We start from the raw sequence: 24115 nt of genomic DNA, 5'->3' as shown, positions 1-24115 counted from the left end.
AGGAGCTCGGCCTCCCCGAGGTCCTCGACCCGCCCGACGAGGAACGCCAGGACCCGGCGTACCGGCGCCGCCGCCCGGCGCCGGGGGCGGCCACGGGGGCGGGGGCGGCCTCGGTCCCCGGGGCGGGGGCGGTCGTGCCGCGGCCCGCCGCCGGGCCGGACGCCGCCGGGCCGGACGCCGACGGGCAGGAGGGGCTGCGGGACGGCTGCCGGGTGCCGATCCCCTGGTGCGGCACCGAGCCCCCGTACGGCTTCGGGCCGGCCGGCACCTGGCTCCCGCAGCCCGCCGGCTGGGGCGGCCTCAGCGTTGCCGCGCAGACCGGCGACCCGCACTCCACCCTGGAGCTCTACCGGGCCGCCCTGGAGCTGCGCCGCGCCCTGCCGGGCCTGGGCGCGCCGGAGGCCGGCCGGTCACGGCCCCCCGCGGACGAGGCCGCCGACGCGTGGGACTCCCCGGCGGCCGGGGACGCCGGGGACGCCGGGGACGCGACCGGCGGCGGCATGCGCTGGCTGCCCGCCCCCGACGGGGTGCTCCTGTTCACCCGGCCCGGCTTCGCCTGCACCCTCAACAGCCGCCCGGAACCCGTCGGACTGCCCGCGCCCGGACGTCCCGTACTCTCCAGCTCGCCCGTGGAGACCGACGGCCGTACCGTGCTGCTCCCGCCGGATTCCTGCACGTGGTGGGCAATCTGAACGTGCGACCGGTACAGTCCAATCCCGTGACCGCACGGCTAGCCGACATCGCAGCCCAGGCGGGGGTCAGCGAAGCCACAGTCAGCCGCGTGCTCAACGGCAAGCCCGGTGTGGCCGCGGGCACCCGTGAGTCCGTGCTGGCCGCGCTCGACGTGCTCGGCTACGAACGGCCCGTGCGGCTGCGCCAGCGCAGCGCCGGCCTCGTCGGGCTGATAACCCCCGAGCTGGACAACCCCATCTTCCCCGCGCTCGCCCAGGTCATCGGCCAGGCGCTGACCCGGCAGGGGTACACCCCGGTGCTGGCCACGCAGACCCCGGGCGGGTCCACCGAGGACGAGCTGACCGAGATGCTCGTCGACCGGGGCGTCTCCGGGATCATCTTCGTCTCCGGCCTGCACGCCGACACCACCGCCGACATGGGCCGCTACGACCAACTGCGCGGACAGGGCGTCCCGTACGTCCTCATCAACGGCTTCTCCGACAAGGTGCAGGCCCCCTTCGTCTCCCCGGACGACCGGGCCGCGATGCAGCTCGCCGTCACGCACCTCGCCGCCCTCGGGCACACCCGGATCGGGCTCGCGGTCGGCCCGAAGCGGTTCGTCCCGGTGCTGCGCAAGATCGAGGGCTTCCGGCTCGGCATGAAGGAGCGGCTCGGGCTCGGTGACGCCGAGGTCGAGGAACTCGTCCAGCACTCCCTGTACACGCTGGAGGGCGGCCAGGCGGCCGCTGCCGCACTGATCTCGCGCGGCTGCACGGCGGTCGTCTGCGCGAGCGACATGATGGCGCTCGGGGCGATCCGGGCCGCCCGGCAGCAGGGGCTGCGGGTGCCGCAGGACGTGTCGGTCGTCGGCTTCGACGACTCGCCGCTCATAGCGTTCACGGACCCGCCGCTGACCACCATCAGGCAGCCCGTGCTGGCCATGGGGCAGGCGGCCGTACGGACCCTGCTGGAGGAGATCGGCGGTACGCCCGCCCCGCACAGCGAGTTCGTCTTCCTGCCCGAGCTCGTGGTGCGCGGCTCCACGGCCGCGGGACCGGGACAGCGCCGCCGCTCCTGAGCGCTCGCACCCCCGGCACCCCCGGGCCGCCCCTCCTCCGCAGGACCTACGGGCTGCGCCGAAGACCGTCCCAAGGGATGATCGGAGGCGAGTACGCATCTGGCAGACTCTCTCCCCATGGGTGAAGCGAGCGTGAAGACACTGGAAACCCGGACGGACCTCTCGTCACCCACCGTGACCGAGAGTGAGCCCCGCCCGGCACGCCCGCGCACCCTCCTGGAACGGCTGCGCGCCCCGCGCCGACCGCGTATCTGGTTCGAGATCGCCCTCATCGCGATCAGCTACTGGACCTACTCGCTCATCCGCAACGCGGTACCCGAGCAGAAGGCCGCCGCCCTCGCGAACGCCGACTGGATCTGGGACGTCGAGCGGTCCCTGGGGATCGCCGTGGAGCAGTCGGTCAACCACGCCGTGAACTCGGTGACCTGGCTGATCGTGGGCATGAACTACTACTACGCCACGCTGCACTTCGTGGTGACCATCGGCGTCCTGGTGTGGATCTACCGTTTCCATCCCGGCCGTTACGCGGCCACCCGGCTCGTCCTGTTCGCCACCACGGGCGTGGCGCTGGTCGGCTACTACCTCTACCCGCTCGCGCCGCCCCGGCTGATGAACGGGCAGGACTTCATCGACACCGTGCTGGTCCACCACACCTGGGGCTCCATGGCCTCCGGGAACCTCAAGCACATGTCCAACCAGTACGCGGCGATGCCCTCGATGCACATAGGGTGGTCGCTCTGGTGCGGGCTGACGATCTTCGCGGTCGCCTCCGCCCCCTGGGCCCGGATCCTGGGCCTGCTCTACCCGACGCTGACCCTCGTCGTGATCGTGGCCACGGCCAACCACTTCTGGCTCGACGCCGTGGGCGGCATGCTCTGCCTGACCTTCGGCTACGCCGTGTCGCGCGGCTGGTACGGGTCCCTGCCGCACCGGCTGCCGCGCCATCCCGAGCACACCGGCCCGCATCCGGCGGCGGCCGTGCTGAACCGCTTCCGCCGCGCCTGAGGCCGGCCGGGGCGCCGGTGCCGGTTCGGCCTACGCCCCGTAGAACAGCTCCTCCACCACCGCCCGCGCCCGCCGTGTGATGCGCCGGTAGTCGTCGAGCATCTCGCCGACCGTGCCCTCCGCGTAGCCGAGGTAGCGGCCCACCGCCCCCAGTTCGCGGGCCTCGGACGGGAAGGTGTCCCCCGCCCGGCCCCGGACCAGCATGACGGCGTTGCGGACCCGGGTGGCCAGGACCCAGGCCTCGTCCAGGATCTGCGCCTCCTCGGTCGGGATCAGCCCGGCCGCGTGCGCGGCGGCCAGGGCCCTCCGGGTCCGGGTGGTGCGCAGGCCCGGCTCGGCCCAGGCGTGCCGCATCTGCATCAGCTGGACCGTCCACTCGACGTCGCTGAGGCCGCCCCGGCCGAGTTTGGTGTGCAGGGTCGGGTCGGCGCCGCGCGGCATCCGCTCCGTCTCCATGCGCGCCTTGAGCCGGCGGATCTCCCGCACGGCGTCCTCGCCGAGGCCTTCGGCCGGGTAGCGCAGCGGGTCGACCAGGTCGATGAACCGGCGGCCCAGGTCCTCGTCGCCGGCCACCGGTTCGGCGCGCAGCAGGGCCTGGCTCTCCCAGGTGAGGGACCAGCGCCGGTAGTACGCCGCATAGGACGGCAGCGTGCGGACCAGCGGGCCGGAACGGCCCTCGGGGCGCAGGTCGGCGTCGATGAGCAGCGGCGGGTCCGTCGAGGGCAGCTGCAGCAGCCTGCGCATCTCGGTGATGACGCTCTGGGCGGCCTTCGCGGCCTCCTGCTCGCCGACGCCCTCGCGCGGCTCGTGCACGAACAGGACGTCGGCGTCGGAGCCGTAGGCGAGCTCGTGCCCGCCGAAGCGGCCCACGCCGATGACGGCGAAACGGGTCGGCAGGGTGTCGCCGTAGCTGCTCTGGACGGCGGCGCGCAGGGCTCCGGCGATGGTCGCGGCGGTCAGGTCGGAGACCGCGCCGCCGACCCGGTCGACGAGGGCCCCGTGGTCCTCCTCGGCGGGATTCTCCTCGGTGCCGTACGAGCCGATGATGTCGGCGGCGGTCGTGCGGAAGAGCTCGCGGCGGCGCACCCCCCGGGCGGCGGCGACGGCGGCCTCCGGGTTCCCGGCGCGCCCGACGGCGGCGAGTACCTCCTGCTCCAGGGCCTCGTGCGTACGGGGCTGGAGGCCTTCGGGATCGCCGAGCAGGGCGACGGCCTCGGGGGCCCGCATCAGCAGGTCGGGGGCGAGGCGGCCGGCGGACAGGACACGGGCGAGGTTCTCGGCGGCGGCGCCCTCGTCGCGCAGCAGCCGCAGGTACCAGGGGGTCTTGCCGAGGGCGTCGGAGACCTTGCGGAAGTTGAGCAGCCCGGCGTCCGGGTCGGCGGAGTCGGCGAACCAGCCGAGGAGCACCGGCAGCAGGGTGCGCTGGATGGCGGCCTTGCGGGTGACGCCGGAGGCGAGGGCTTCGAGGTGGCGCAGGGCCGCGACGGGGTCGGCGTACCCGAGGGCCTCCAGGCGCTGGCCGGCGGCGCGCGGCGAGAGCCGGGTCTCTCCGGGGGTGAGCTGGGCGACGGCGTCGAGCAGCGGCCGGTAGAACAGCTTCTCGTGCAGCCGGCGGACCACGGAGGCGTGCCGGCGCCAGGCCTTGTTGAGCTCGGCGACGGGTTCGGTGCGCAGGCCCATGGAGCGGCCGAGGCGGCGCAGGTCGGCCTCGTCCTCGGGGACGAGGTGCGTGCGGCGCAGCCGGTAGAGCTGGATGCGGTGCTCCATGGCGCGCAGGAAGCGGTACGCGTCGTGCAGCTGGGCGGCGTCGGCGCGGCCGACGTAGCCGCCGGCGGCGAGGGCGTGCAGGGCGTCGAGGGTGGTGCCGGAGTGCAGGGTGGCGTCGCTGCGGCCGTGGACGAGCTGGAGCAGTTGGACGGCGAACTCCACGTCGCGCAGGCCGCCGGGGCCGAGTTTCAGCTCGCGGTCGACCTGGGCGGCGGGGATGTTGTCGACGACGCGGCGCCGCATCTTCTGCACGTCGGGGACGAAGTTGTCGCGTTCGGCGGCCTGCCAGACCAGGGGGCTTATGGCGTCGATGTACTGCGCGCCGAGCTCGGGGTCGCCGGCCACGGCGCGGGCTTTGAGCAGGGCCTGGAACTCCCAGGTCTTGGCCCAGCGCTGGTAGTAGGCGAGGTGTGAGGCGAGGGTGCGGACCAGGGGGCCGTTCCTGCCCTCGGGGCGGAGGTTGGCGTCGACGGGCCAGATGGTGCCCTCGACGGTGGTCTCGGAGCAGATCCGCATCAGGTGGGAGGCGAGGCGGGTGGCGGCCTGGAGCGCCTTGCCCTCGTCGGCGCCGGGGGGCGCGTCGCCGACGAAGATGACGTCGACGTCCGAGACGTAGTTCAGTTCGTTGCCGCCGCACTTGCCCATGGCGATGACGGCGAGGCGGCAGCGGGCGGCGTCCTCGGGGGCGGCGGCGGAGGCGATGCGCAGCGCGGCGCGCAGGGTGGCGGTGGCGAGGTCCGCGAGCTCGGCGGCGGTCTGGGCGACGTCTATCGTGCCGCAGACGTCGCGGGCGGCGATCGAGAGCAGGCAGCGGCGGTAGGCGACGCGCAGGGCCACGGGGTCGTGGGCGTCGGCGAGCCCGCGTTCGAACTCCGGCAGGCCGGGGTGCAGGTCGGCGGCCTCGTAGGTGACGAGGGTCTGCCAGTCGCGGGGGTGGCGGGCGAGGTGGTCGCCCAGGGCCTCGGAGGCGCCGAGCACGCCGAGCAGCCGGTCGCGGAGCGGCTTGGCACTGACCAGGGTGCCGAGGAGCAGCGGCCGCTCCTCGTCCTCCTGCGCCTCGGCGAGCCGGACGAGGCCGAACAGGGCGAGGTCCGGATCGGCGGTGGCGCCGAGCGCGTCGAGGAGCACCGGGTCGGTACGGACGGCGGCCAGCGCCTCGGACTCCAGCAGCCGGGCGGCGGTCGAGGGATCGGTGAAGCCGCTGCGGAGCAGCCTGCTGAACGTGCTGCTCCTGCGTCCCGGGACTGTCATCCCGCCGCCTCCCGCGGTTGTCGCTTCCAGTGCGTGACGTGCCTGGTCCGAGCCTAGCCGGAGCAGGCGTTCGACTCACCGGCGCGGGGCGGTGCGTACCATGAGGGCGCTTGTGTGATCATCAGATTGCTCGGTGAGCCCGTACCGATGACGTGACGCGTGAGGGCATGACGGGGCCGGCCCGCTCCCCGCCCACCGGCCACGAGGAGCCACCCCATGTCCGACGCCCACCCCGGCACCCGCACGCCCGGCCCGGCGGGCGGCCGGCCCCGGATCCCGTACCCGACCGACTCCCCCGGGGGTTGGGCCGAGCACCCGGATGCGGTTGACCCGGCGGGGAGTTGGGCCCCAGCCCCGGACCTGGCCCCGGATGCGGCTGACCCGGCCCGGACGGGGGCGGGCCACGGTACGGGCGGCGCCCGCCGCTCACGGCTCGTCGCGGTCGTCGCCGTCGCCGCCGCCACGGTCGCCGCCGGCATGCTCCTGCTCCGCGGCAACGAGGCCCTCGGCCGGCTCGCCGCCCCGGCCGCCCCCGACAGCGCGGCCGGCGCCCTCGCGGCGCCCGCCGCCGTCCCCGATCCCGGCCGGGTGCTCCAGATCGTGGCGCACCCCGACGACGACCTGTACTTCATGAACCCCGACCTGCGGTACTCCATAGCCGCCGGCCACCCCGTGACCTCGGTCTACCTCACCTCCGGCGAGGCCGACGGCGTGAACGCCGTCGCGGCGAAGGAGGCCGGCACCCGGCCCGACAAACCCGCCTACGCCGAGGCCCGCCAGAACGGCATACGCGCCGCCTACGCGAGGATGGCCACCGGCGACCGCGGCAGCGCCTGGCAGCGCACCGTCGTCCCGACCAGGGGCGGCGGCCGGGCCGAGGTCGACGTACTCGTCGCCAAGCCCCACATCAACCTGGTCTGGCTCCAGCTCCGCGAGGCCGGCAACGTCCACGCCGACGTCCCCGACAGCCTGCGCGGCCTCTGGGACGGCAAGGTCGCGCGCCTGGAGTCGATGCTCGCCTCCGGCAGCCCCGTCACGCAGCGGTTCGCGTACACGAAGGACCAGGTCGTCCAGACCCTGGTGGGCATCCTGGAGCAGTACGCACCCACCACCGTCCGCTCCCAGGACCCGACCCCCGGCCGCCGCCCCGACACCGGGCACTACGCCGACCACCAGGACCACTTCTACGGCGCCCGCTTCGTCCAGGCCGCGACCGCCGCCTACGCGGCGGACGTCGGGGTCGGGAAGCGCCCGCACTTCGCGGTGCAGAACTACCTCGGCTACGCCAACGGCTCCCTCCCCAGCGCCCTGGACCCCGAGGAGGCCAAGGAGAAGCTGGACATCATGGGCACGTACGCCTGGATCGACCAGCAGAACCACTGCGGCAGCGCCGCCGGCTGCGGCGACCTCAAGGTCGCCGACCACCCGGCCGGCAACCGCTGGACGGACTCCATCAACTACGCGCGCGGCACCAGCACCTCCTGGCTCGCCTCCGACCGGCAGCGCGGCCTGTGGGCGTTCAAGGTGCTCGACGGGCAGGTCGCGGTCTGGCACCGGGCGGGCCTGATCGGCCGCTGGAGCGGGCCGAAGCTCCTTCCCGGCACCGGCATGGACCCGGGCGTCGCGACCGTGACCCTGAAGGACGGCCGGATCGCCGCCTTCGGCACCCGCACCACCTTCGGCGCCAAGCCCTCGGACTACCGGCGCGAGGTCGTCCACACCGTCCAGCAGGGCCCCGGGTCGGAGGAGTTCGGCCCCTGGCAGTCGCTGGGCACGCCCGAGACGGCGGACGAGAACTGGACCTCCGACATCAGCGCGCCCGCCGTCTCGGTCGACGGCAGCGGGCAGTTGGCGGCGTACGTCCGCGACGGGGCGTACACCCTGCGCGGCAGGGTCCAGCGGCCGGACGGCGACTGGGGGCCCTGGGAGGCGTACGGCGGCGCCGACCTGCACGGCACGCCGGCGACCGCCACCGACGGCTCCGGGCGGCGCATGGTCTTCGTCACCACCCGGACCACGGTGCTGGGCTGGGCGCAGCCGGAGCCGGGCGCCGCGCTGGGGCCGGCCACCCCCACCGGGCTGCCGGACACCACGCTCCCGCTGACGGCGGACGGCCGCGAGGGCGGTGTGCGGCTGTGGTTCCGCAAGCCGGGATCGGGCAATGTGCGTACCGCCCTGGTGACGGCGGACGGCGGGCTGAGGGTGAACAACCTGACCGACCTCGGCGGGCTCCAGGGCTTCGGCTCCGTGACGGCGAGCGGACACGTCCTGGCCGGCCGGTCGGCGGGCGGGCAGCTGGGCTCCGGCGTCGGGGGGCGGCCGTGGGAGCGGTCGCCGCTGATGTTCGTCGGCGCGCCGTCCTCCGCGATGACCGGCCCGAACATCGTCAGCCTGGCGGTCGTGGGGCTGGACGCGCGGCTGTACGTGACCTCGTCGCAGGACGCCCCGGACGCCCACCTGGCGCCGTGGCAGCCGGTGGGCCCGCGCAACACGGCCCCGTAGGCCCGTACCGCACCGAGGCAGGGCGGCTGCTCGGCGGGAGCGACCGCCTCCGCCTCCACATGGCGCTCACATATCCGGACCAAGCCCTCCACAGGGTGCGCTGCCGTCCGATCCTTTCCGGAAAGTCGCGGTCATCGGCGGAATCGGTGAACCAAGTACCCGCGATGCGCCTCTTTCTGACTGCTCGGGGAATTCTCCCGCCCGGAACGAACCAAGGCGTGACGATGCCACTCACCCGCCGCCGCTTCGCGGCTCTGCTCACCGCGCTGACCGCCGGCACGACCGGCGTGCTCGCCGTGGCCTCCGGCCAGCAGACGGCGGCCGAGGCCACCCAGGAGAAGAACCCGGGCCTCGTCCTGCCCGCGAGCACCACGGCCGGATCCGTCGTCCAGGTCGTGGCCCATCCCGACGACGACCTGTTCTTCATGAACCCCGATCTCAGCCGCTCCCTCCTCGCCGGGACCCCCGTCGCCACCGTCTACCTCACCTCCGGCGAGTCCGACGGCCGCAACCAGGCGCACGGGGCGCGGCTCAAGGACCCCGAGCAGCCCGCCGACCGCGCGCACTACGCGGAGGCGCGGCAGAACGGCATCCGCTCCGCCTACGCCCAGATGGCCACCGGGGACCGGACCGGGGCGTGGCGGCGCACGGTCATACCCACCGCCGGCGGCGGCCGGGCCGAGCTCGACATCCTCATAGCGAAGCCCCAGGTCAGCCTGGTGTGGATGCAGCTGCGCGAGGCCCGCACCACCGGTGAGGAGACCCCGCACAGCCTCCGCGGCCTGTGGAACGGCCGGATACCGGCGCTGGGCTCCCAGCTGACCTCCGGCACCCCCGTCAAGCAGCCGTACACGTACACCAAGGACCAGGCGATACAGGCGATAGCGGGGGTCCTGGAACGGTTCCGGCCGACGACGATACGGATGCAGGACCCGACTCCTGGCCGGTACGAGTCCGGCCGCTTCACCGACCACCAGGACCACATGTACGGCGCGCGCTTCGCGCAGGCCGCGGCGGCCGCGTACGCCGAGCGCGTCACGGACCGGCCGCGGTTCACGGTCCAGAACTACCTCGGCTACCACAACAGCACCCTGCCGCACACGCTGGACCCGCAGACCGCCGAGACCAAGACCGGGTTCCTCCGGACGTACGCCTGGCAGGACCGGCAGGACTACTGCGGCTCCCCCTCCGGCTGCGGGGACCGCAAGGTCGCCGGGAACCCGACGGGGCGCAACTGGGCCCAATCGATGCGCTACACGCGCGCCGACCACAGTTCCTGGCTGACGTGGGGCACGCCCGGCCGGCTCTGGGCCTTCGCCACCCTGGACGGCCGCACCGCGTACTGGACCCGCTCCCCCGGCGGCGAGTGGGCCGGGCCCGTCCTCCTCCCCGGCACGGGCATCGACCCGGGCGCGACCACCGCCCGCTACCCCGACGGCCGTATCGCCGTCCTCGCCACCCGCACCGTGTTCGGCGAGCGTCCCGAGCAGTACCGGCGCGAGGTCGTCTACGCGGTCCAGTCGGCGCCCGACGGCCCGTTCGGTCCCTGGCAGTCGCTCGGCACCCCCGAGCCGGCCGACGAGACGGGGACCTCGGCGATCAGCGCGCCCGCGGCCGCCGTCGACGCGCAGGGCCGGCTCACCGTCCACCTCCGCGACTCCCGCCGCACGCTGCGCGCCGCCGTCCAGCGGCCCGACGGCGGTTTCTCCGCCTGGCAGCGGCTGGGGGGCGAGGACCTCCAGAGCGACCCGGTGACGGCCGTCGACTCCGCCGGGCGGCGCCACGTGTACGCCACCACGACGGACTCCGTCCTGGCCTGGACCCAGGCCGCCCCGGACGCGCCGCTGACCGGTCCCCAGCGGACCGGCCTGCCCGCCACGACGGTCCCCCTCTCGGCCGTCGCGGAGGGCGCGGGCGTCCGCCTGTACTTCCGCCGCCCCGACTCGGGGGTCGTCCGCACGGCCCTGGTGACGGCGGGCCCCGGCCGGCCGCTGGTCTCCAGCGTCGCGGAGGCGGGCGGCCGGGCCGGCTACGGCGCGGTCGGGGCCGCGGGCCGCGTCGTGGCGGGCCGCGCGGACAACGGCACCGCCGCCACCACGACCCTCGGCGGCCCCCCGGCCTGGACCGAGTCCCGCATGCTCTACGCGGGCGCCCCGGCAGCCACCGCCGACCCGGCCACCGGGACCGTCACCACGGCGGTCCTGGGCCTGGACGCGAACCTCCACACCACCACCACCCCCGCACCCCCCACCCGCCCCACCTGGCACAAGGCGGTCCGCTGACTCCCGCGCCCGGAACCACATCTGACATATCGTGAGGTCGACCCCTCCGGTTCACCTATCCTGATCGCGCGTTCATGGACAGCGGAGGGGCCAGTGTTCGATGTCGCGGCGGCAAGGATCGCCGGATCCGTACTCAGCGCCGGTATCGCGCCGGCAGCCAGGACTCTCGTTCCCGGACAGGGAGCGGCCATCACGCACGGGCCGTTCTTCTCCAAACTGAGAATCAAGCAGCCGGTCACGGTGGAAGCCGTCGACATCGAGAGGCTCTCCCGGCACATCGCGAAGCAGCTGAGGGACTTCACGGACCGTGAGTTCGCCTCGCTGCCCGAGAACGAGCGGCTGGCTGCCGCCGCGGTGGCGGCCGAGGCCTTCGAGGGCTCGACTTCCACCATCTGGGACTGCGATCTGGACCCCCAGGCGTACGCCCGGTCCGTGGTGCAGCGCTCCCGGGTCCTCGCCGGCCGCTCGGCGCTCTCGGCCGCCGCCGACGCCTACCTGGAGGTAGTGGTCCATCACCTGAGCCTGCAGGCAATCCAGTTCGTGACGACCTGGCCGAGCTTCGCCGCCCGCGTGGAACTGGAGCAGCTGAAACGCCTGCGCCAGATCGTGTCCACGGTCGAGGGGATCAACGGGAAGCTGGGGCCGCACCTGCTCTCCGCGGACCTGGATTTCGAGCACCGGTACGCGGGACTGGTCGCCGAGACCCTGGACCGTCTCGAAATATTCGGGGTGGACCTGAAAGAGCGGGAGAACCGGGGCTACAGCCTCACCACCGCCTACATCACCCTCAGCGTGTCCGACGGCGACCAGGAGGGCGCCTACCTGCCCCGTCCGCGCGAGATCACGATCGACGAGCCCCTCTCCTTCATCGACGACGAGGACCGGCCGCCGGCCCTCCCCGACGCCCGCCGGTCCGGCGCCGGCATGCGCGCCGAGGCGGCGATCGCACCGCACAAGCGGCTGCTGCTGCGCGGTGACGCCGGTTCGGGGAAGACGACGCTGCTGCACTGGCTCTCGGTCAACTGCGCCCGGCGGAGCCTGACCGGCGAGCTCGCCCACTGGAACACGCTGATCCCCTTCGTGCTCCCGCTGCGCAGGTTCGCCGAGTCCGCGCTGCCCACCCCCAGCACGTTCTTCCCCGAGGTCGGCACGCACCTCGCTGACGAGATGCCCGACAAGTGGGTCAACCGGATGCTGTCCACCGGCAGGGCCCTGGTCCTCGTCGACGGCGTCGACGAGATGCCCGCGGAGCAGCGGGAGTCCGTACGGGCGTGGCTGCGCCAGCTGATCAGGACGTACCCCGACGCCCACTACGTGGTGACCTCCCGCCCTGCCGCGGCCGAGGCCGACTGGCTCGCGAAGGACGGCTTCGCCGTGCTCGACATGCTGCCCATGACGCAGGAGGACGTCACCAGCTTCATCGACCACTGGCACGACGCCGCACGCGAGGCGGTCTCCGACCCGGCCGAGAACCTCGCACTGGTCCGGGGGAAGCAGGAGCTGGTCGCCTCGATCCGGGAGAACCGCCAGCTCCGCAGGCTGGCCGCCAACCCCCTGCTCTGCGCGCTGCTCTGCACCTTGAACCGGGACCGGAACTCGCAGCTCCCCAAGGACCGCATGGAGCTCTACCGGGCGGCGCTCGACATGCTGCTGCTGCGCCGGGACCGGGAGCGGAGGATCAAGTACCCCGAGCCGCCCCAGCTGGGTGACGCGCAGAAGAAGGCCATCCTGGGCGGCTTCGCCTACTGGCTGATGCGCAACGGCCTGACGGACGCCCCCGAAGCCCAAGTGATCAACCAGGTGTCGATCTCGCTGGAGTCGATGTTCGCGGTCGAGGCGACCCCGAAGCAGGTGTACGAGTACCTGCTGGTCCGCAGCGGATGCCTGCGCAAGCCCGTCGAGGACCGGGTGGACTTCGTCCACCGGACGTTCCAGGAGTACCTGGCGGCAGCCCGCATCGTCGAGGTCGACGACCTGCAGAACCTCCTGGACCACGCGCATCTGGACCAGTGGCACGAGGTGGTCGTCATGGCCGTCGGCCATGCCCGGCCGAGGGAGACCTCCTCCATCCTCGCCGGCCTCCTCGACCGCGGGGACAGGGAGCCGGGGTACAGGAACCGGCTCCACCTGCTGGCTGCCGCGTGCCTGGAGACGGCCGGGGAGTGCGACCCGAACGTCTTCCGGCGGGTCCGCGCCGCCACGGCCCGGCTCATCCCGCCGCGCAACCTCACCGAGGCCAAGGAACTCGCCGGCGCGGGTGAGATGGTCATCCCGCTCATCCCGGCCTCCCGCATGGCGGCTCCGACGGCAGCGGCGACGGTCCGTATGGCCTCGCTGGTCGGCGGCAGCGCGGCCCTGTCCCTCATCTCCAAGTTCGGACGGGACAACCGGGTGACGGTACGGCGCGAGGTCGAGCGCGCGTGGGCCTTCTTCGACCCGACCGAGTTCGCCGAGGAGGTGCTGTGGAAGAACCAGGACAACTGGCGGGCCATGCACATCCAGAGCACCCACTACCTGCCGGGCCTGCGAGGCCTGGAGCAGCTGTCCTACCTGGTGGTGGACTGCTTGGCGCCCGACCTGGACTGGCTTCCCGACGCTCCGGGCCTCAGCCACCTCACGGTCACCCGCGAAGTGGCCGCACCGTCCCTCGAACCGCTCCGGCGCTGCCCGAACCTCAAGGCCCTCACACTCTTCGGCTCGGGACTGACCTCCCTCCAGCCGTTGCGCCTCACGCCGAGGCTCCAATCGCTCAGCGTGACCTTCTATGCGGGGCTCGTCGACCTGCCGCCTCTTCCCGAGTTGGACTCGCTGCGGATCGGCAACCGCACGAGCACCATGCGCCTGGCACAGGTCCACGACTCAGCACCGAACCTGACCCACCTGAGCACCAACGGCAGCATCACGGATCCCGCGGAACTGGTCCGCCACCAGCAGCTCAGATCCCTCACCGTCCCGCTGGCCGACCGGGTGCTCCTGCGGACCGCCGCCGGGCTTCCGGAGCTGGAGCACATCCACGTCAGGATCAGCATCGCCGAGCTTGGACATCTAATCGAACTGTCCCGTTCCGGATCACTCACGCGCATCTCGGTCCAGGTCGAAGGAACCATGGACCGACCCGTCCACCTGGACCTCTCCCCCTTCGGGACACGCCCTGGCGTGAAGATCAGCATCTCCTCCGCCCCGGAGGCGGCCGTGTTCTCGGGCCTGGCGAACGAGCGCACGCTGAACGTCGCCTACAGGGACCACTACTCCGCCAACCTCTAACCGGAGCAACCGGGGGCGGGGGGCAGGGGGGGCCGGCGGCCGGCGGGCTGGTCCGCACCCCCTCCGCCCCCGGGGCCGCAGGGGCCACCGGTCGACCGCCCGTCGCCCCCGCTCCGCTAGTCCGACGGGTCGGTGGGAAGCGGGAAGCCCTCGAACCCGCCCTCGGTCTGGAACACGAGGGCGATCCGCTGGGCCGCGAGGAGGTCCCTCACATCGGCCGTCGGCGCACTCGGCAGGAGCACCGCGACGCGAAGCCGTTCCATGTTCTTGATGTGCCGCCGATAGTCCGCCAACTGCCCGATCGCCATCCGCACGTTGTCGCGCGTGGTCTGGCCCTTCGCCTCGTACAGCACGTGGTCGGTCTCGTCGTAGACGTCGGGCGTGAGCACCCCCGGCTCGCCCTCGACCCTGATGTCGAAACTCTTGAACGCGTGACCCGCCTGCTCCAGGTGCGCTTCGAAGGCCTTCACGAGCTGGCCCTCCCTGCGCATCACCCTTCGCGCACCCCCGACCACGTGCGCGGTCGTTTCCAGCGTGCTGTGCTGTTCGGTCTTCCTCTCCTTCGTGCCGCTCTGGGCCGGCACCTTCGGAAGCTGTTCCCTCGGACGCTCGATGACAGCCGTGGCGGACGCCGGTTTCAGCGCGTCTTTATCCAGCAGAAACAGTTCGGCGCCGTCCGCCGGCCGAAGCCTGAAGACGATGATGCGACGCTTCGTGCCGTTGGGCAGCGGGCTCCACCGATCCTCGTAGGGCTTTATGGGATCGACGACCACCCTGCCGACGTACCGCTGCCGGACCCGCTTGGTGCGAGGCACCTTGCTGTCGGCGACGAACAGATGTACCTCCTGCCCGTTCGCCACCGTGTCCAGAAGGGTCTTGTTCCCGCGGACGAACTCCTGATGCCCAGTGCTGCCGGCCCCTGTGTACAGGTACAACGTCCCGAACTCGTCGTCCTCGGCCTGCCCGTCGAAGGTGTATCCGAACTTTTCGCCCACAGACGGGTCGGAGTAGACGAACACCTTGTTCGACCTCTTGGCCGGGACGATCCCACCACTGAATACCGAACCGCCGAAGGCCTTCGCCACCTCTTCGCGCGTCGTGATCAAGCCCGGAACCAGGTCAAGAGTGGTCATGCCGTTGAAGATAGCCGGCCCGGCTGCCTACGGGCAGTCCCCCGGCAACGCCCCTGAACCCCCACCAGTGCTGTGTCGTATGTTACGTGGCAGCGCTGCTGACAGATGGGGGAGCTGTGCCGACGTCAACACTGACCGACCAAGGATCCGTGATCCGGGCGCTCAACGAGTACCGCGACCGAGGGCGAGCCTCCTTCTTGGAGGAGCACGACTTCGGGCCGGCGAAGCAGTACTTTCTGCAGTTCGAAGGAACGCTGTACGACGCCAAGGCCATCGCGAACGTCGCGTACCTCCACCAGCACGGTTCCAGCGCCGAACCCCCGATCAGCGGGGGCCAGTTCCACAGCAACCGGCTGCTTGAACAGCTGGGCTTCGTCATCGTCGACAGCCGCCCCACAACGGTGGACGGGGAGCGGATATGGCGCATGGCGCTCTGGGACCACCTGAGGTCCCATTACGATCTGACGCAGCTGCCCGCCCAGGTCCTTCGAGACTTCGGCGCCTACGGGGGCGGTCAGGGGATCTGGCTCGATGCCGAACGTACGCGTTCCATCCACCGGAGTGGTATCACCGTCGGGGTGCTGCACACGGGCGCCCACTACCCGGATGACCTCGGAGAGCACTCTGTTCTCTACCAGTATCCGAAGACGGATCGGCCGGGTCGGCGGGACGAATCGGAGATCACCGCCACCAAGACAGCGGCGAGCCTGCGGCTGCCGATCTTCGTCATCGCCAAGCCAACACCGCATTCGCGTGTACGGATCGTCCGGCTGGCCTGGGTCGAGGGCTGGGAGGACGAGAGCGAGCAGTTCCTTATCACCTACGCCGAGGATGCTCCTCGGCGAATTCTCCACCGGGACGACTCCGACCAGGAACCGTTCCAGCTCCGGGACACCAGCCGGCGCCGCCGCCAACGCGCGGTGCACGATCGTCCGGGCCAGCCGCGGTTCAAGCTCCAGGTATTCCATCGATATGGCCCTCGCTGCCCCCTCACGGGCATCGCCGTCCCGCAGATGATCGAGGCAGCCCACCTCTGCCCCGTAGCCGAAGGCGGCTCGGACGATCCCAGGAACGGCCTGCCTCTCAGCGCTGGACTCCACCGCGCATTTGATGCCCACTTGTTCACTATTCATCCCGAAACCCTGAACGTGATAACCCGTCCTGGGGGACCCACCGCAGCGGACCTTCACATCACCATCCCTCATCTGCGCGACCTCATCCGGAAACCCCAGCGTGAAGCTCTCGACCATCGCTACCAAACCTCACTGGAGCGCTGGTCCTGACGCCGCACACCATTTCCGGACCGGTCGTCAGCGACCGTTGGTCCGGCGGGGGCCGGGGTGGGGCGGTGCCGGAGGGAGGTCGGTCGTGAGGAGGTCCAGGATCTGGGGCGGGGTCCAGTGGCCGGCGGCGCCGGGGCTGGCGGCCAGGTAGTCCGCGATGTCCTGCTCCTGCCAAGGGCCCGACTCCAGCAGCCCGCCGGCCAGGTAGCGCAGGTACGCGCCGGACGGGGTGCGCGGCTCGACGTCCTGGAGCGTCCAGGGGGCGGTGAACGTCAGCACCGGAACGCCGCCGATCGTCCCCGGGCAGATGAGGGTCTCGTACCGTCCGGCGCCCAGCTCGTCGCGGCCCTCCCGCAGGACCCGCGTCAGGTCGATGTCCGTCCCCGGTTCCCGGTACATCTCCTGGGCGGCGATGTCCGACATCTGGCTCGCGGTGATCAGGTGGGCGCGCCCCCGCATGCGGCCGGCGGCCGTCGGATCGTAGAAGGCCCGGCCGCCCGTCCAGATCGGGGACTCGGTGGCGAAGTACAGGGAGCCGTCGAGTTCGACCGCGACGGACTGCTCCGGCGCCCGGTGGTCCCGGCACCCCGGATACCTGCGCGCCCCGCCGGCCGGCGTCCCGCCCGCGATGTACGCGGCGAGCCGGTCCAGGTGCATGTTCGAACCGTAGGACGCGTACCAGACCCGCTCGGGGGCAGGGAGTTCCCCGTTCAGGGGAGCGGCGGTGTGAACGACCATACGCGCATCCTCCCACCGGGCACCTTCCCCAACCGCCCCCGCCGCGCGCCCCAAAAGGCCGCCCGGCCCTCTGCCGCAGGCGCATCACCGACACCCCGAAACCCCGGCCCGTACCGCGCCGTCCGGCGTGTCCCGGCACCCCACCGCACCGTATGGATGCCGTTTTCTGCAGGAGCGACGGCATCACTCACCGCCCGACCGGGTGCGACGGAAGGGCGGCGGCTGGAGGTCGTCTCGCATCAGCTGCTGCAGGGATTCCAGGTCCGCGAAGAAGGGCCCTATGACGCGCTGGTATTCAGGCGCGTCGACACCCGCCGCGTGCAGGACCAGCAGATCGCGAGCATCACGAAGCTGTTGGTACACCGACGCAGCGGCCCGGTATACGTGGTCAGGCGCGGCCAACGCCAACTCCCTGAGAACGGACTTGGCATCGGAGTACTGCGGGTCGTTGAGGAACGCGTCATGCACCGCATGCTGCCGGGCAGCCCCGTGCTCCTCTTTGAAGGCCATCTGCGTCATGCGGCTGTGCGCCTGTGCCAGCGAGGTCAGGAATCGGCTGTAGACGGTCCGCTTCGTCTCGACCCACAGCTGACCCGTCTCCCGGCGCGCCCGCAGAACGTCCGTGAGCAAGGTCGCTCCGACCCCGAAGACGGCACCGACGGCAGCTACTGCCAGAGTCCCCCACTCCATGCGCACAGCGTACGGGGACCGTCACAGATGGTCTACAGCGTCAAGCGGCACGTGCCGAGCGGCGGCGGGAACGCCGGTCCGGCGGCTGACGGCCCACAGAACGGCCCAGGAGGGGTGGGACGGGGCCGGGCCGGCGGCTGGGTGCCGCCGGCCCGGGGTGCCATGTGACGGGGGTATCGCCGGTGGTCTGCAGTTACAGGACCGGGAGGTTTTTGCGGAGTTCGAAGGCGGTGACCTCCGAACGGTATTCCTCCCACTCCTGCTTCTTGTTGCGGAGGAAGAAGTCGAAGACGTGCTCGCCGAGGGTCTCGGCGACGAGTTCGCTGCGTTCCATCAGGGCGATGGCCTCGCCGAGGTTCTGCGGGAGGGGTTCGATGCCCATCGCGCGGCGTTCGGCGTCGGAGAGGGCCCAGACGTCGTCGTCCGCGCCGGCCGGGAGTTCGTAGCCCTCCTCGATGCCCTTGAGGCCCGCCGCGAGGAGGACCGCGTAGGTGAGGTAGGGGTTGGCCCCGGAGTCGATCGAGCGGACCTCGACCCGGGAGGAGCCCGTCTTGCCCGGCTTGTACATCGGGACGCGGATCAGCGCGGAGCGGTTGTTGTGGCCCCAGCAGATGTACGAGGGGGCCTCGCCGCCGGAGCCGGCGGTGCGGGAGGAGCCGCCCCAGATGCGCTTGTAGGAGTTCACCCACTGGTTGGTCACGGCGGCGGTCTCCGCCGCGTGCCGCAGGAGGCCCGCGATGAAGGAGCGGCCGACCTTGGAGAGCTGGTACTCGGCACCCGACTCGTAGAAGGCGTTGCGGTCGCCCTCGAAGAGGGAGAGGTGGGTGTGCATGCCCGAACCGGGGTACTCCGAGAAGGGCTTCGGCATGAAGGTGGCCTGCACGCCCTGCTCCAGGGCGACCTGCTTCATCACCAGGCGGAAGGTCATGATGTTGTCGGCCGTGGAGAGCGCGTCGGCGTAGCGGAGGTCGATCTCCTGCTGGCCGGGGGCGCCCTCGTGGTGGCTGAACTCGACCGAGATACCCATCGATTCGAGCATGGTGATCGCCTGGCGGCGGAAGTCCATGCCGACGTTCTGCGGGGTGTGGTCGAAGTACCCGGAGTTGTCGGCCGGCACCGGGCGGGTGCCGTCCAGCGGCTTGTCCTTCAGCAGGAAGAACTCGATCTCCGGGTGGGTGTAGAAGGTGAAGCCCAGGTCGGAGGTCTTGGCGAGGATGCGCTTGAGGACGTAGCGCGGGTCCGCGAACGACGGCGAACCGTCCGGCATCAGGATGTCGCAGAACATCCGGGCGGTCCCGGGGGCCTCCGCGCGCCACGGCAGTATCTGGAAGGTGCTCGGGTCCGGCTTGGCGATCATGTCGGACTCGTAGACCCGCGCGAAGCCCTCGATCGCGGAGCCGTCGAAGCCGATGCCCTCGTCGAAGGCCTGCTCCAGCTCGGCGGGGGCGACCGCGACGGACTTGAGGAAGCCCAGTACGTCGGTGAACCACAGGCGCACGAAGCGGATGTCGCGCTCCTCAAGCGTCCGGAGGACGAATTCCTGCTGCTTGTCCATGCTTTCATCCTCGCAGTTCAGACGGCCTGTGCACCACCGCCGCTGGAGGGCTGGGCACAGTCGGGCCGACCCAGTATCGCCAGCCGTGGTTTCCGCCACATTACGCACCCGGGAAAGGTCGCGGCACCCCGCACTGACCTCGGGCCCGTCATGAGCATTACCATCTGCGCCCATGGGGGGCCGGGAGCACACGCGGCGGGGGCGTCAGGGACGTCCCCCGTCCCGGCATGCCGTCCTCCTGCTGGCCCTGGGGGTACTGGCCGGGGCGCTGCTGCTCTGTACGCGCCCGGGCGAGGCCCACCACGGGCCCGCCGGCGCCACCGCCCCCGCCGCCACCGCCCCCACCGCGCCCGCGCCCGCCACCGCCGTGCCGTACGGCGCCCCGCACGCCGTCTGCGCGTCCCCGTACGAGCTGCCCGGCTGCTCGCCGCGGGTGCACGTGCCCCCGGGGGTGCCGCCCGTCCCGCCGCCCGCCGCGACCCCGGCGGCCGGCGAGCCCGTACCGCTCGGGGCGGCGGACGCGGCGGGTTCGGCCGGGTCGCCCCGACCGCTCGCGCGCGCCCCTGACCTGCACGCCCTGCAAGTGCTGCGGACCTGACGGATCCGGTCCGACGCGTTTCACCCCACCCCCCTCAGCAGAAGGAACAGGGCACATGGCCAGCAAGTCCAAGAGGACCGGCAACACCCCCGACCCGCAGTCCCGCCAGGCCCGGATAGCCGACATGCGTCGCGCGGACAAGGCACGCGACCGGCGCAACAAGGCCATCGCGATCACCACCTCGGGCGTCATCGTCGCCGGCCTGGTCGGTTTCGGGGCATGGGTGCTGATCGGCCAGAAGGAGACCGAGCAGCGCGAGAGGGCGGCCGCGGAGACCGCCCGCAAGACCCCGGTCGACGGTGAGCGGACCTGGGAGGCCAAGGACCTCGGCCGCAACCACGTCGAGACCCAGGTGAAGTACGAGATGAACCCGCCGGTCGGCGGGGACCACCACCCCCGCTGGATGAACTGCGACGGCGACGTCTACAAGAACCCCGTCCCCGAGGTGAACGCCGTGCACTCGCTGGAGCACGGCGCCGTCTGGGTGACGTACAACGAGAAGGCCGCCAAGGGGGACGTGGACGCGCTCGCCGAGCGCGTGGGCAAGACCCCGTACACGCTGATGAGCCCCGTCAAGGAGCAGGCCGGCGCGATCATGCTGAGTGCGTGGGGCAAGCAGTTGACGGTCGAGAAGGCGGACGACCCGCGGGTGGCGCAGTTCTTCACCAAGTACGTGCAGGGCCCGCAGACCCCGGAGCCGGGCGCGGCCTGCACCAGCGGGCTGGCCGACAAGTGAGCCGTCCCACCCGTACGTACTGGGCCGCGGGTGCGGCCGTCGTGGCGGCGGCGCTGTTCGCGGGGGCGGCCACGGTCGCCGCGGCGAGCGGGGACGCGGGCGCGCCGGACCGGGTGCCGGGTCTCCGCTCGCCGGACGCGGGCTTCGCCCGGGACATGGCGGTGCACCACCAGCAGGCGGTCGAGATGTCCTTCGTCGTCCGCGACCGCACCCAGGACGAGGCCGTGCGCACCCTCGCGTACGACATCGCGAACACCCAGGCCAACCAGCGGGGCATGATGCTGGGCTGGCTGGACCTGTGGGGGCTGCCGAAGGTGCTGGCCGACGAGCCGCCGATGTCCTGGATGGGCGGCGGGGACGGCGGCGGCGACGGCGGCGACGGTGGTGGCGCGCACGCCGGGCACGGGTCTGGCGGGCACGGGGCCGCGGCGCCGGGGGCGCTGATGCCCGGCATGGCCACCAAGGAGGAGATGGGGCGGCTTGGCGCCGCCTCGGGCCGGGACGCCGAGGTGCTCTACCTCCAGCTGATGACCGACCACCACGTGGGCGGCGTCGCGATGGCCGAGGGCTGCGCGCGGCAGTGCGTCACGCCGGTCGAGCGGGAGCTGGCCCAGGGCATGGTCGACGCCCAGCGCTCGGAGCTCACCCTGATGGCGGACATGCTGAAGCGCCGCGGGGCCGCGCCGCGCGGGTGAGCGGACACGCTCGTACGGTGGGGGGAGGCGTCCTCCCCTCACCCGTACGGGCGTGCGCACGTGCGTGCGGCGCCGTACGGGGGTCGTGACGGGGGGGGGCCGCCGGGGCGGGCGCGTCCGCGTCCGTCCGGGACGGCGTGCTCAGGAGGTTTACGAGATGACGACCGCCGGAGAGATCATGCACCCCGGGGCCCAGTGGATCCCCGCCACCGAGACCCTGGACCGGGCCGCTCAGCTGATGAGCCGCCTGAACGTGGGGGCGCTCCCGATCAGCGACGCCGACGAACGGCTCTGCGGGATCCTGACCGACCGCGACATCGTGGTCGGCTGCGTGGCCAAGGGGCACGACCCGTCGATGATGACGGCCGGTGACATGGCCCGGGGGACGCCGCGCTGGATCGACGCGGGCGCGGACGTCTCCGAGGTCCTGGAGGAGATGCAGAGCCACCAGATCAAGCGGTTGCCGGTGATACGGGACAAGAAGCTCGTCGGCATGATCAGCGAGGCCGACCTGGCGAAGCACCTCTCGGACGAGCAGATCGCCGGGTGGGCGGAACGCGTGTACGCCCGCGGCTGAGCGGAATCCGACCCGGCGTGGTCGGCGCCCGTCGCCCCCGGCGGGGCCGGCGGGCCCGTCGCCCCCGGCGGGATCGGCGGACCCCGCCGCCCCCGGCGGGTCAGCCGGGGGCGGGGGCGGCGGCGGTCAGGACGGCGTGGGCCACCTGGTCCGGGCGGTCCAGCATGACCAGGTGGCCCGCGCGTTCGGCCACCTCCAAGCGGGCGCCGAGCCGGTCGGCGAGTTCGGCCTGGCGGGTGAGCCAGCGCGGGGCGGTGCGGCCGCGGGACGGTCCCGGTCCCGGGGCGAAGGCGCGGCGCAGGGCCGCCGCGCGGTCGCCGGACCCGGCGGGGTCGAGACCGGCGGGCAGGGTGCCGCCGTAGGCCGCCAGGACGGTGGCGGGGGCGGTCAGCGGGCGGGTCCCGCGCAGGGCGAGGACCTCGGCGGCCGCGTCCATGTAGCCGGCGTTCTCCAGCAGGGCCCCGCGCCAGACCCGTCCGGTGCGGTAGCAGCGGCGTACCAGGTCCCGCGGGGCCGGGTCGGCGCCGCCCGTCCTGGACATCCGTACGGTGGCCCGCCGCGCGGCCGGTCCCAGGGCCGCGGGCAGGCCCGCGACGGTCGCCGCCCGGCCGAGGAGGCGGGCGGCGCCGGTACGCAGCGCGGCGGCGGCCGGAGTACGGGCCGGCCACCCGGGCGGGTGCTCCTCGACGCTGCTGTCGAGGAGCACCAGTGCCGCGGTGCGGTGGGGGTGGAGGCGGGCGAAGGCCTCGGCGTGGAAGCCTGCGATCGAGTGCCCCACGACGGTGGCGGGCCGGTCCGCGACCGCGGGCCCCAGCGCGTCCAGCAGGGCGGCGATCCGGTGGGCCTCCCCGGCGGCGGTCGCCGGCGCGCCGGCGGGGCCGCTGAGACCGTGGCCGGGGCGGTCGAAGCGGACCACCGTCCGGCCGGCGGCGGTGAGCCGCGCGGCGACCTCGTCCCAGTCGAACCAGGCCATGGCGAGTCCGGCGCTGAGTACGCACACCGGGCCCCGGTCCCCAGCGCCGCCACCGTCCTCGACGACGACGTGCAGCGGGACCCCGTCCACCCGGACGAACCGGCCGCCCGCCGCGCCGCCGCTCACGTACGGCCCTCCCGGTGGACGGAGTACGCGAGCAGGCCCAGCCACAGCGCCACGAGCAGCACTTGGAGCCGCTGGCCCGCGCCTAGGGCCCAGTTCCCGTGCCCCGCGGTGAACATCGCGATGGCGCACAGCGTCCACACGGTGGCGAGCAGTTGGAGGACGACGAGCACCGGCCCGAAGCGAGCCAGGGGGGTGAACCAGCCGTACCGGCGGGCGGCGACGGTGAGGGCCACGATCCCGACGATGGCGCCGGTCATGGCCAGGCCGCTGCTGACGGCATGGGCCTGGTGGGTGGCCGGGACCAGCCCGGCGGTCTCCCGGGCGGCGCATTCGGGGTCCGCGGTGGGCGTGCAGCTGAGCGGCAGCCAGGCGTCGGCGGCGGTGGCCGCGCCGAAGAGGGTGACCCCGCACCAGCCGACGACCGCCCAGGGGCGGCGGGACTCGGCGCACCGCGCCAGCCGCAGCAGGGCCAGCAGACCGCCCGCGAAGGCGAGCAGGCCGGCGGTGAAGTCGGTGGCCCGGAAGAGCCCGCCGAGCGGCTGGTCCTGGGCGGCGAGTTCGCTGACGTAGGTCTGGACGGGGTCGAGGCCCGTGGAGAGGACGACTTCGAGCACCCACGCGGTGTACGCGAGGGCGCCGAGGCCGATGAGGACCGCGACCGGCCGAGCCGTCCGCGCCGTGAGTCCGTGTGGGGACATAGTGTGACTGATCCTAAGCAGAACGGCCGGGGTCGGTCCTCCGGTTGGATGCCCGCCCCGGGCAGGGCTGCGGCCTTGGCGCGCGGGTACCGGCGAACCGCCCCGAGGGCCCGGCCGCCGTCGCGGGCCGGGCTCCGTCCGGGCACCGTCACCGTGCTCGCCCTGGGCCGTCCGACTGATTCCCACGCCCTGCATGACGTGTCCCCGGCCCACTCCGTTGCCTCGCCCGCCCCGATCGCGCGCAGTGAGCCGCGCCACTCGCCTGGGGGCCCTGGCCAGTCGGCCCCGCCACCAGCCCGGAGCCCGGGCCACTCGGCCGCGCCACCCGCCCGGGGGCCCTGGCCGGTCAGCCGCGCCACTCGCCTGGGGGCCCTGGCCAGTCGGCCCCGCCACCAGCCCGGAGCCCGGGCCAGTCGGCCCCGCCACCCGCCCGGAGCCCGGGCCGGTCAGCCGCGCCACCAGCCCGGAGCCCGGGCCAGTCGGCCCCGCCAC

At 72.9% G+C, this 24115-nt stretch carries 17 protein-coding genes and 1 pseudogene; 11 read left to right on the top strand and 7 right to left on the bottom strand.

Going from position 1 to position 24115, the window contains the following annotated elements; genetic code table 11:
- The 3 genes and pseudogenes from ACFWUQ_RS20345 to ACFWUQ_RS20335 form a co-directional block, all read left to right on the top strand.
- Positions 1–692, top strand: a pseudogene (locus ACFWUQ_RS20345) (alpha-glucosidase); the annotation flags it as partial.
- Between the two features lie 26 nt (positions 693–718).
- Positions 719–1750, top strand: coding sequence for a LacI family DNA-binding transcriptional regulator (locus ACFWUQ_RS20340; protein WP_384539725.1), 1032 nt, complete (start codon positions 719–721; stop codon positions 1748–1750).
- A 117-nt stretch (positions 1751–1867) separates the two neighbouring features.
- Positions 1868–2755, top strand: coding sequence for a phosphatase PAP2 family protein (locus ACFWUQ_RS20335; protein WP_384539723.1), 888 nt, complete (start codon positions 1868–1870; stop codon positions 2753–2755).
- Between the two features lie 30 nt (positions 2756–2785).
- Here the strand turns inward: ACFWUQ_RS20335 and ACFWUQ_RS20330 are convergent, their stop codons facing one another.
- Complete coding sequence (locus ACFWUQ_RS20330; RefSeq protein ID WP_384539720.1) at positions 2786–5773, bottom strand: bifunctional [glutamine synthetase] adenylyltransferase/[glutamine synthetase]-adenylyl-L-tyrosine phosphorylase; 2988 nt, start codon at positions 5771–5773, stop codon at positions 2786–2788.
- Between the two features lie 216 nt (positions 5774–5989).
- Here ACFWUQ_RS20330 and ACFWUQ_RS20325 point away from each other — a divergent pair, with 216 nt between their 5' ends.
- From ACFWUQ_RS20325 to ACFWUQ_RS20315, 3 genes are all read left to right on the top strand, one after another.
- On the top strand, positions 5990–8275 hold the full coding sequence (locus ACFWUQ_RS20325) for a PIG-L family deacetylase (RefSeq protein ID WP_384539717.1): 2286 nt from the start codon (positions 5990–5992) through the stop codon (positions 8273–8275).
- 224 nt (positions 8276–8499) lie between these two features.
- Positions 8500–10557, top strand: coding sequence for a PIG-L family deacetylase (locus tag ACFWUQ_RS20320; RefSeq protein WP_384539728.1), 2058 nt, complete (start codon positions 8500–8502; stop codon positions 10555–10557).
- Between the two features lie 93 nt (positions 10558–10650).
- A complete protein-coding gene (locus tag ACFWUQ_RS20315) occupies positions 10651–13821 on the top strand; it encodes an NACHT domain-containing protein (protein WP_384539714.1) in 3171 nt (1056 codons plus the stop codon).
- 116 nt (positions 13822–13937) lie between these two features.
- Here ACFWUQ_RS20315 and ACFWUQ_RS20310 read toward each other — a convergent pair whose 3' ends face one another.
- Positions 13938–14954, bottom strand: coding sequence for a hypothetical protein (locus ACFWUQ_RS20310; protein WP_384539711.1), 1017 nt, complete (start codon positions 14952–14954; stop codon positions 13938–13940).
- Between the two features lie 86 nt (positions 14955–15040).
- On the opposite strand from ACFWUQ_RS20310, the gene ACFWUQ_RS20305 reads away from it, so the two are divergent.
- A complete protein-coding gene (locus tag ACFWUQ_RS20305; RefSeq protein WP_384539708.1) occupies positions 15041–16237 on the top strand; it encodes an HNH endonuclease in 1197 nt (398 codons plus the stop codon).
- Positions 16238–16264: 27 nt separating this feature from the next.
- On the opposite strand, the gene ACFWUQ_RS20300 is transcribed toward ACFWUQ_RS20305, so the two are convergent.
- From ACFWUQ_RS20300 to ACFWUQ_RS20290, 3 genes are all read right to left on the bottom strand, one after another.
- Entirely contained in the window at positions 16265–16975 is a 711-nt protein-coding gene (locus tag ACFWUQ_RS20300) for a histone deacetylase (RefSeq protein ID WP_384539705.1), read from the bottom strand.
- A gap of 183 nt (positions 16976–17158) precedes the next feature.
- Positions 17159–17665, bottom strand: coding sequence for a hypothetical protein (locus ACFWUQ_RS20295; RefSeq protein ID WP_384539703.1), 507 nt, complete (start codon positions 17663–17665; stop codon positions 17159–17161).
- Between the two features lie 193 nt (positions 17666–17858).
- Positions 17859–19220 (bottom strand): glutamine synthetase family protein, encoded by a 1362-nt coding sequence (locus ACFWUQ_RS20290; protein WP_365917224.1) that lies wholly within the window; start codon positions 19218–19220, stop codon positions 17859–17861.
- Between the two features lie 172 nt (positions 19221–19392).
- On the opposite strand from ACFWUQ_RS20290, the gene ACFWUQ_RS20285 reads away from it, so the two are divergent.
- From ACFWUQ_RS20285 to ACFWUQ_RS20270, 4 genes are all read left to right on the top strand, one after another.
- Positions 19393–19818 (top strand): hypothetical protein, encoded by a 426-nt coding sequence (locus ACFWUQ_RS20285; protein WP_384539701.1) that lies wholly within the window; start codon positions 19393–19395, stop codon positions 19816–19818.
- Between the two features lie 55 nt (positions 19819–19873).
- Positions 19874–20554, top strand: coding sequence for a DUF3105 domain-containing protein (locus ACFWUQ_RS20280; protein ID WP_384539698.1), 681 nt, complete (start codon positions 19874–19876; stop codon positions 20552–20554).
- The gene (locus tag ACFWUQ_RS20275; RefSeq protein ID WP_384539695.1) at positions 20551–21249 is read left to right on the top strand and encodes a DUF305 domain-containing protein; all 699 of its coding nucleotides are present in this window, start codon (positions 20551–20553) and stop codon (positions 21247–21249) included. Before ACFWUQ_RS20280 ends, ACFWUQ_RS20275 begins: the two co-directional genes overlap by 4 nt.
- 157 nt (positions 21250–21406) lie before the next feature.
- Complete coding sequence (locus ACFWUQ_RS20270) at positions 21407–21826, top strand: CBS domain-containing protein (RefSeq protein ID WP_384539692.1); 420 nt, start codon at positions 21407–21409, stop codon at positions 21824–21826.
- Between the two features lie 100 nt (positions 21827–21926).
- Here ACFWUQ_RS20270 and ACFWUQ_RS20265 read toward each other — a convergent pair whose 3' ends face one another.
- On the bottom strand, positions 21927–22925 hold the full coding sequence (locus tag ACFWUQ_RS20265; RefSeq protein ID WP_384539690.1) for an alpha/beta fold hydrolase: 999 nt from the start codon (positions 22923–22925) through the stop codon (positions 21927–21929).
- Positions 22922–23623: a DUF998 domain-containing protein gene (locus ACFWUQ_RS20260; RefSeq protein ID WP_384539687.1), complete on the bottom strand. Its 702-nt coding sequence runs from the start codon at positions 23621–23623 to the stop codon at positions 22922–22924. Before ACFWUQ_RS20260 ends, ACFWUQ_RS20265 begins: the two co-directional genes overlap by 4 nt.
- Positions 23624–24115: the final 492 nt, after the last annotated feature.

This window comes from Streptomyces sp. NPDC058662, assembly GCF_042716255.1.
In the GTDB taxonomy this organism is placed as follows: Bacteria; Actinomycetota; Actinomycetes; order Streptomycetales; family Streptomycetaceae; genus Streptomyces.
The sequence above is the reverse complement of the archived record's forward strand: the minus strand, read 5'-3'. Positions and strand labels throughout refer to the sequence as shown.

Coding starts and splice junctions, on each gene's coding strand:
- ACFWUQ_RS20300 (WP_384539705.1), bottom strand. CDS start 16,975: ATGGTCGTTCACACCGCCGCTCCCCTGAACGGGGAACTCCCTGCCCCC.
- ACFWUQ_RS20260 (WP_384539687.1), bottom strand. CDS start 23,623: ATGTCCCCACACGGACTCACGGCGCGGACGGCTCGGCCGGTCGCGGTC.
- ACFWUQ_RS20280 (WP_384539698.1), top strand. CDS start 19,874: ATGGCCAGCAAGTCCAAGAGGACCGGCAACACCCCCGACCCGCAGTCC.
- ACFWUQ_RS20335 (WP_384539723.1), top strand. CDS start 1,868: ATGGGTGAAGCGAGCGTGAAGACACTGGAAACCCGGACGGACCTCTCG.
- ACFWUQ_RS20320 (WP_384539728.1), top strand. CDS start 8,500: ATGCCACTCACCCGCCGCCGCTTCGCGGCTCTGCTCACCGCGCTGACC.
- ACFWUQ_RS20285 (WP_384539701.1), top strand. CDS start 19,393: ATGGGGGGCCGGGAGCACACGCGGCGGGGGCGTCAGGGACGTCCCCCG.
- ACFWUQ_RS20295 (WP_384539703.1), bottom strand. CDS start 17,665: ATGGAGTGGGGGACTCTGGCAGTAGCTGCCGTCGGTGCCGTCTTCGGG.
- ACFWUQ_RS20290 (WP_365917224.1), bottom strand. CDS start 19,220: ATGGACAAGCAGCAGGAATTCGTCCTCCGGACGCTTGAGGAGCGCGAC.
- ACFWUQ_RS20325 (WP_384539717.1), top strand. CDS start 5,990: ATGTCCGACGCCCACCCCGGCACCCGCACGCCCGGCCCGGCGGGCGGC.
- ACFWUQ_RS20270 (WP_384539692.1), top strand. CDS start 21,407: ATGACGACCGCCGGAGAGATCATGCACCCCGGGGCCCAGTGGATCCCC.
- ACFWUQ_RS20310 (WP_384539711.1), bottom strand. CDS start 14,954: ATGACCACTCTTGACCTGGTTCCGGGCTTGATCACGACGCGCGAAGAG.
- ACFWUQ_RS20330 (WP_384539720.1), bottom strand. CDS start 5,773: ATGACAGTCCCGGGACGCAGGAGCAGCACGTTCAGCAGGCTGCTCCGC.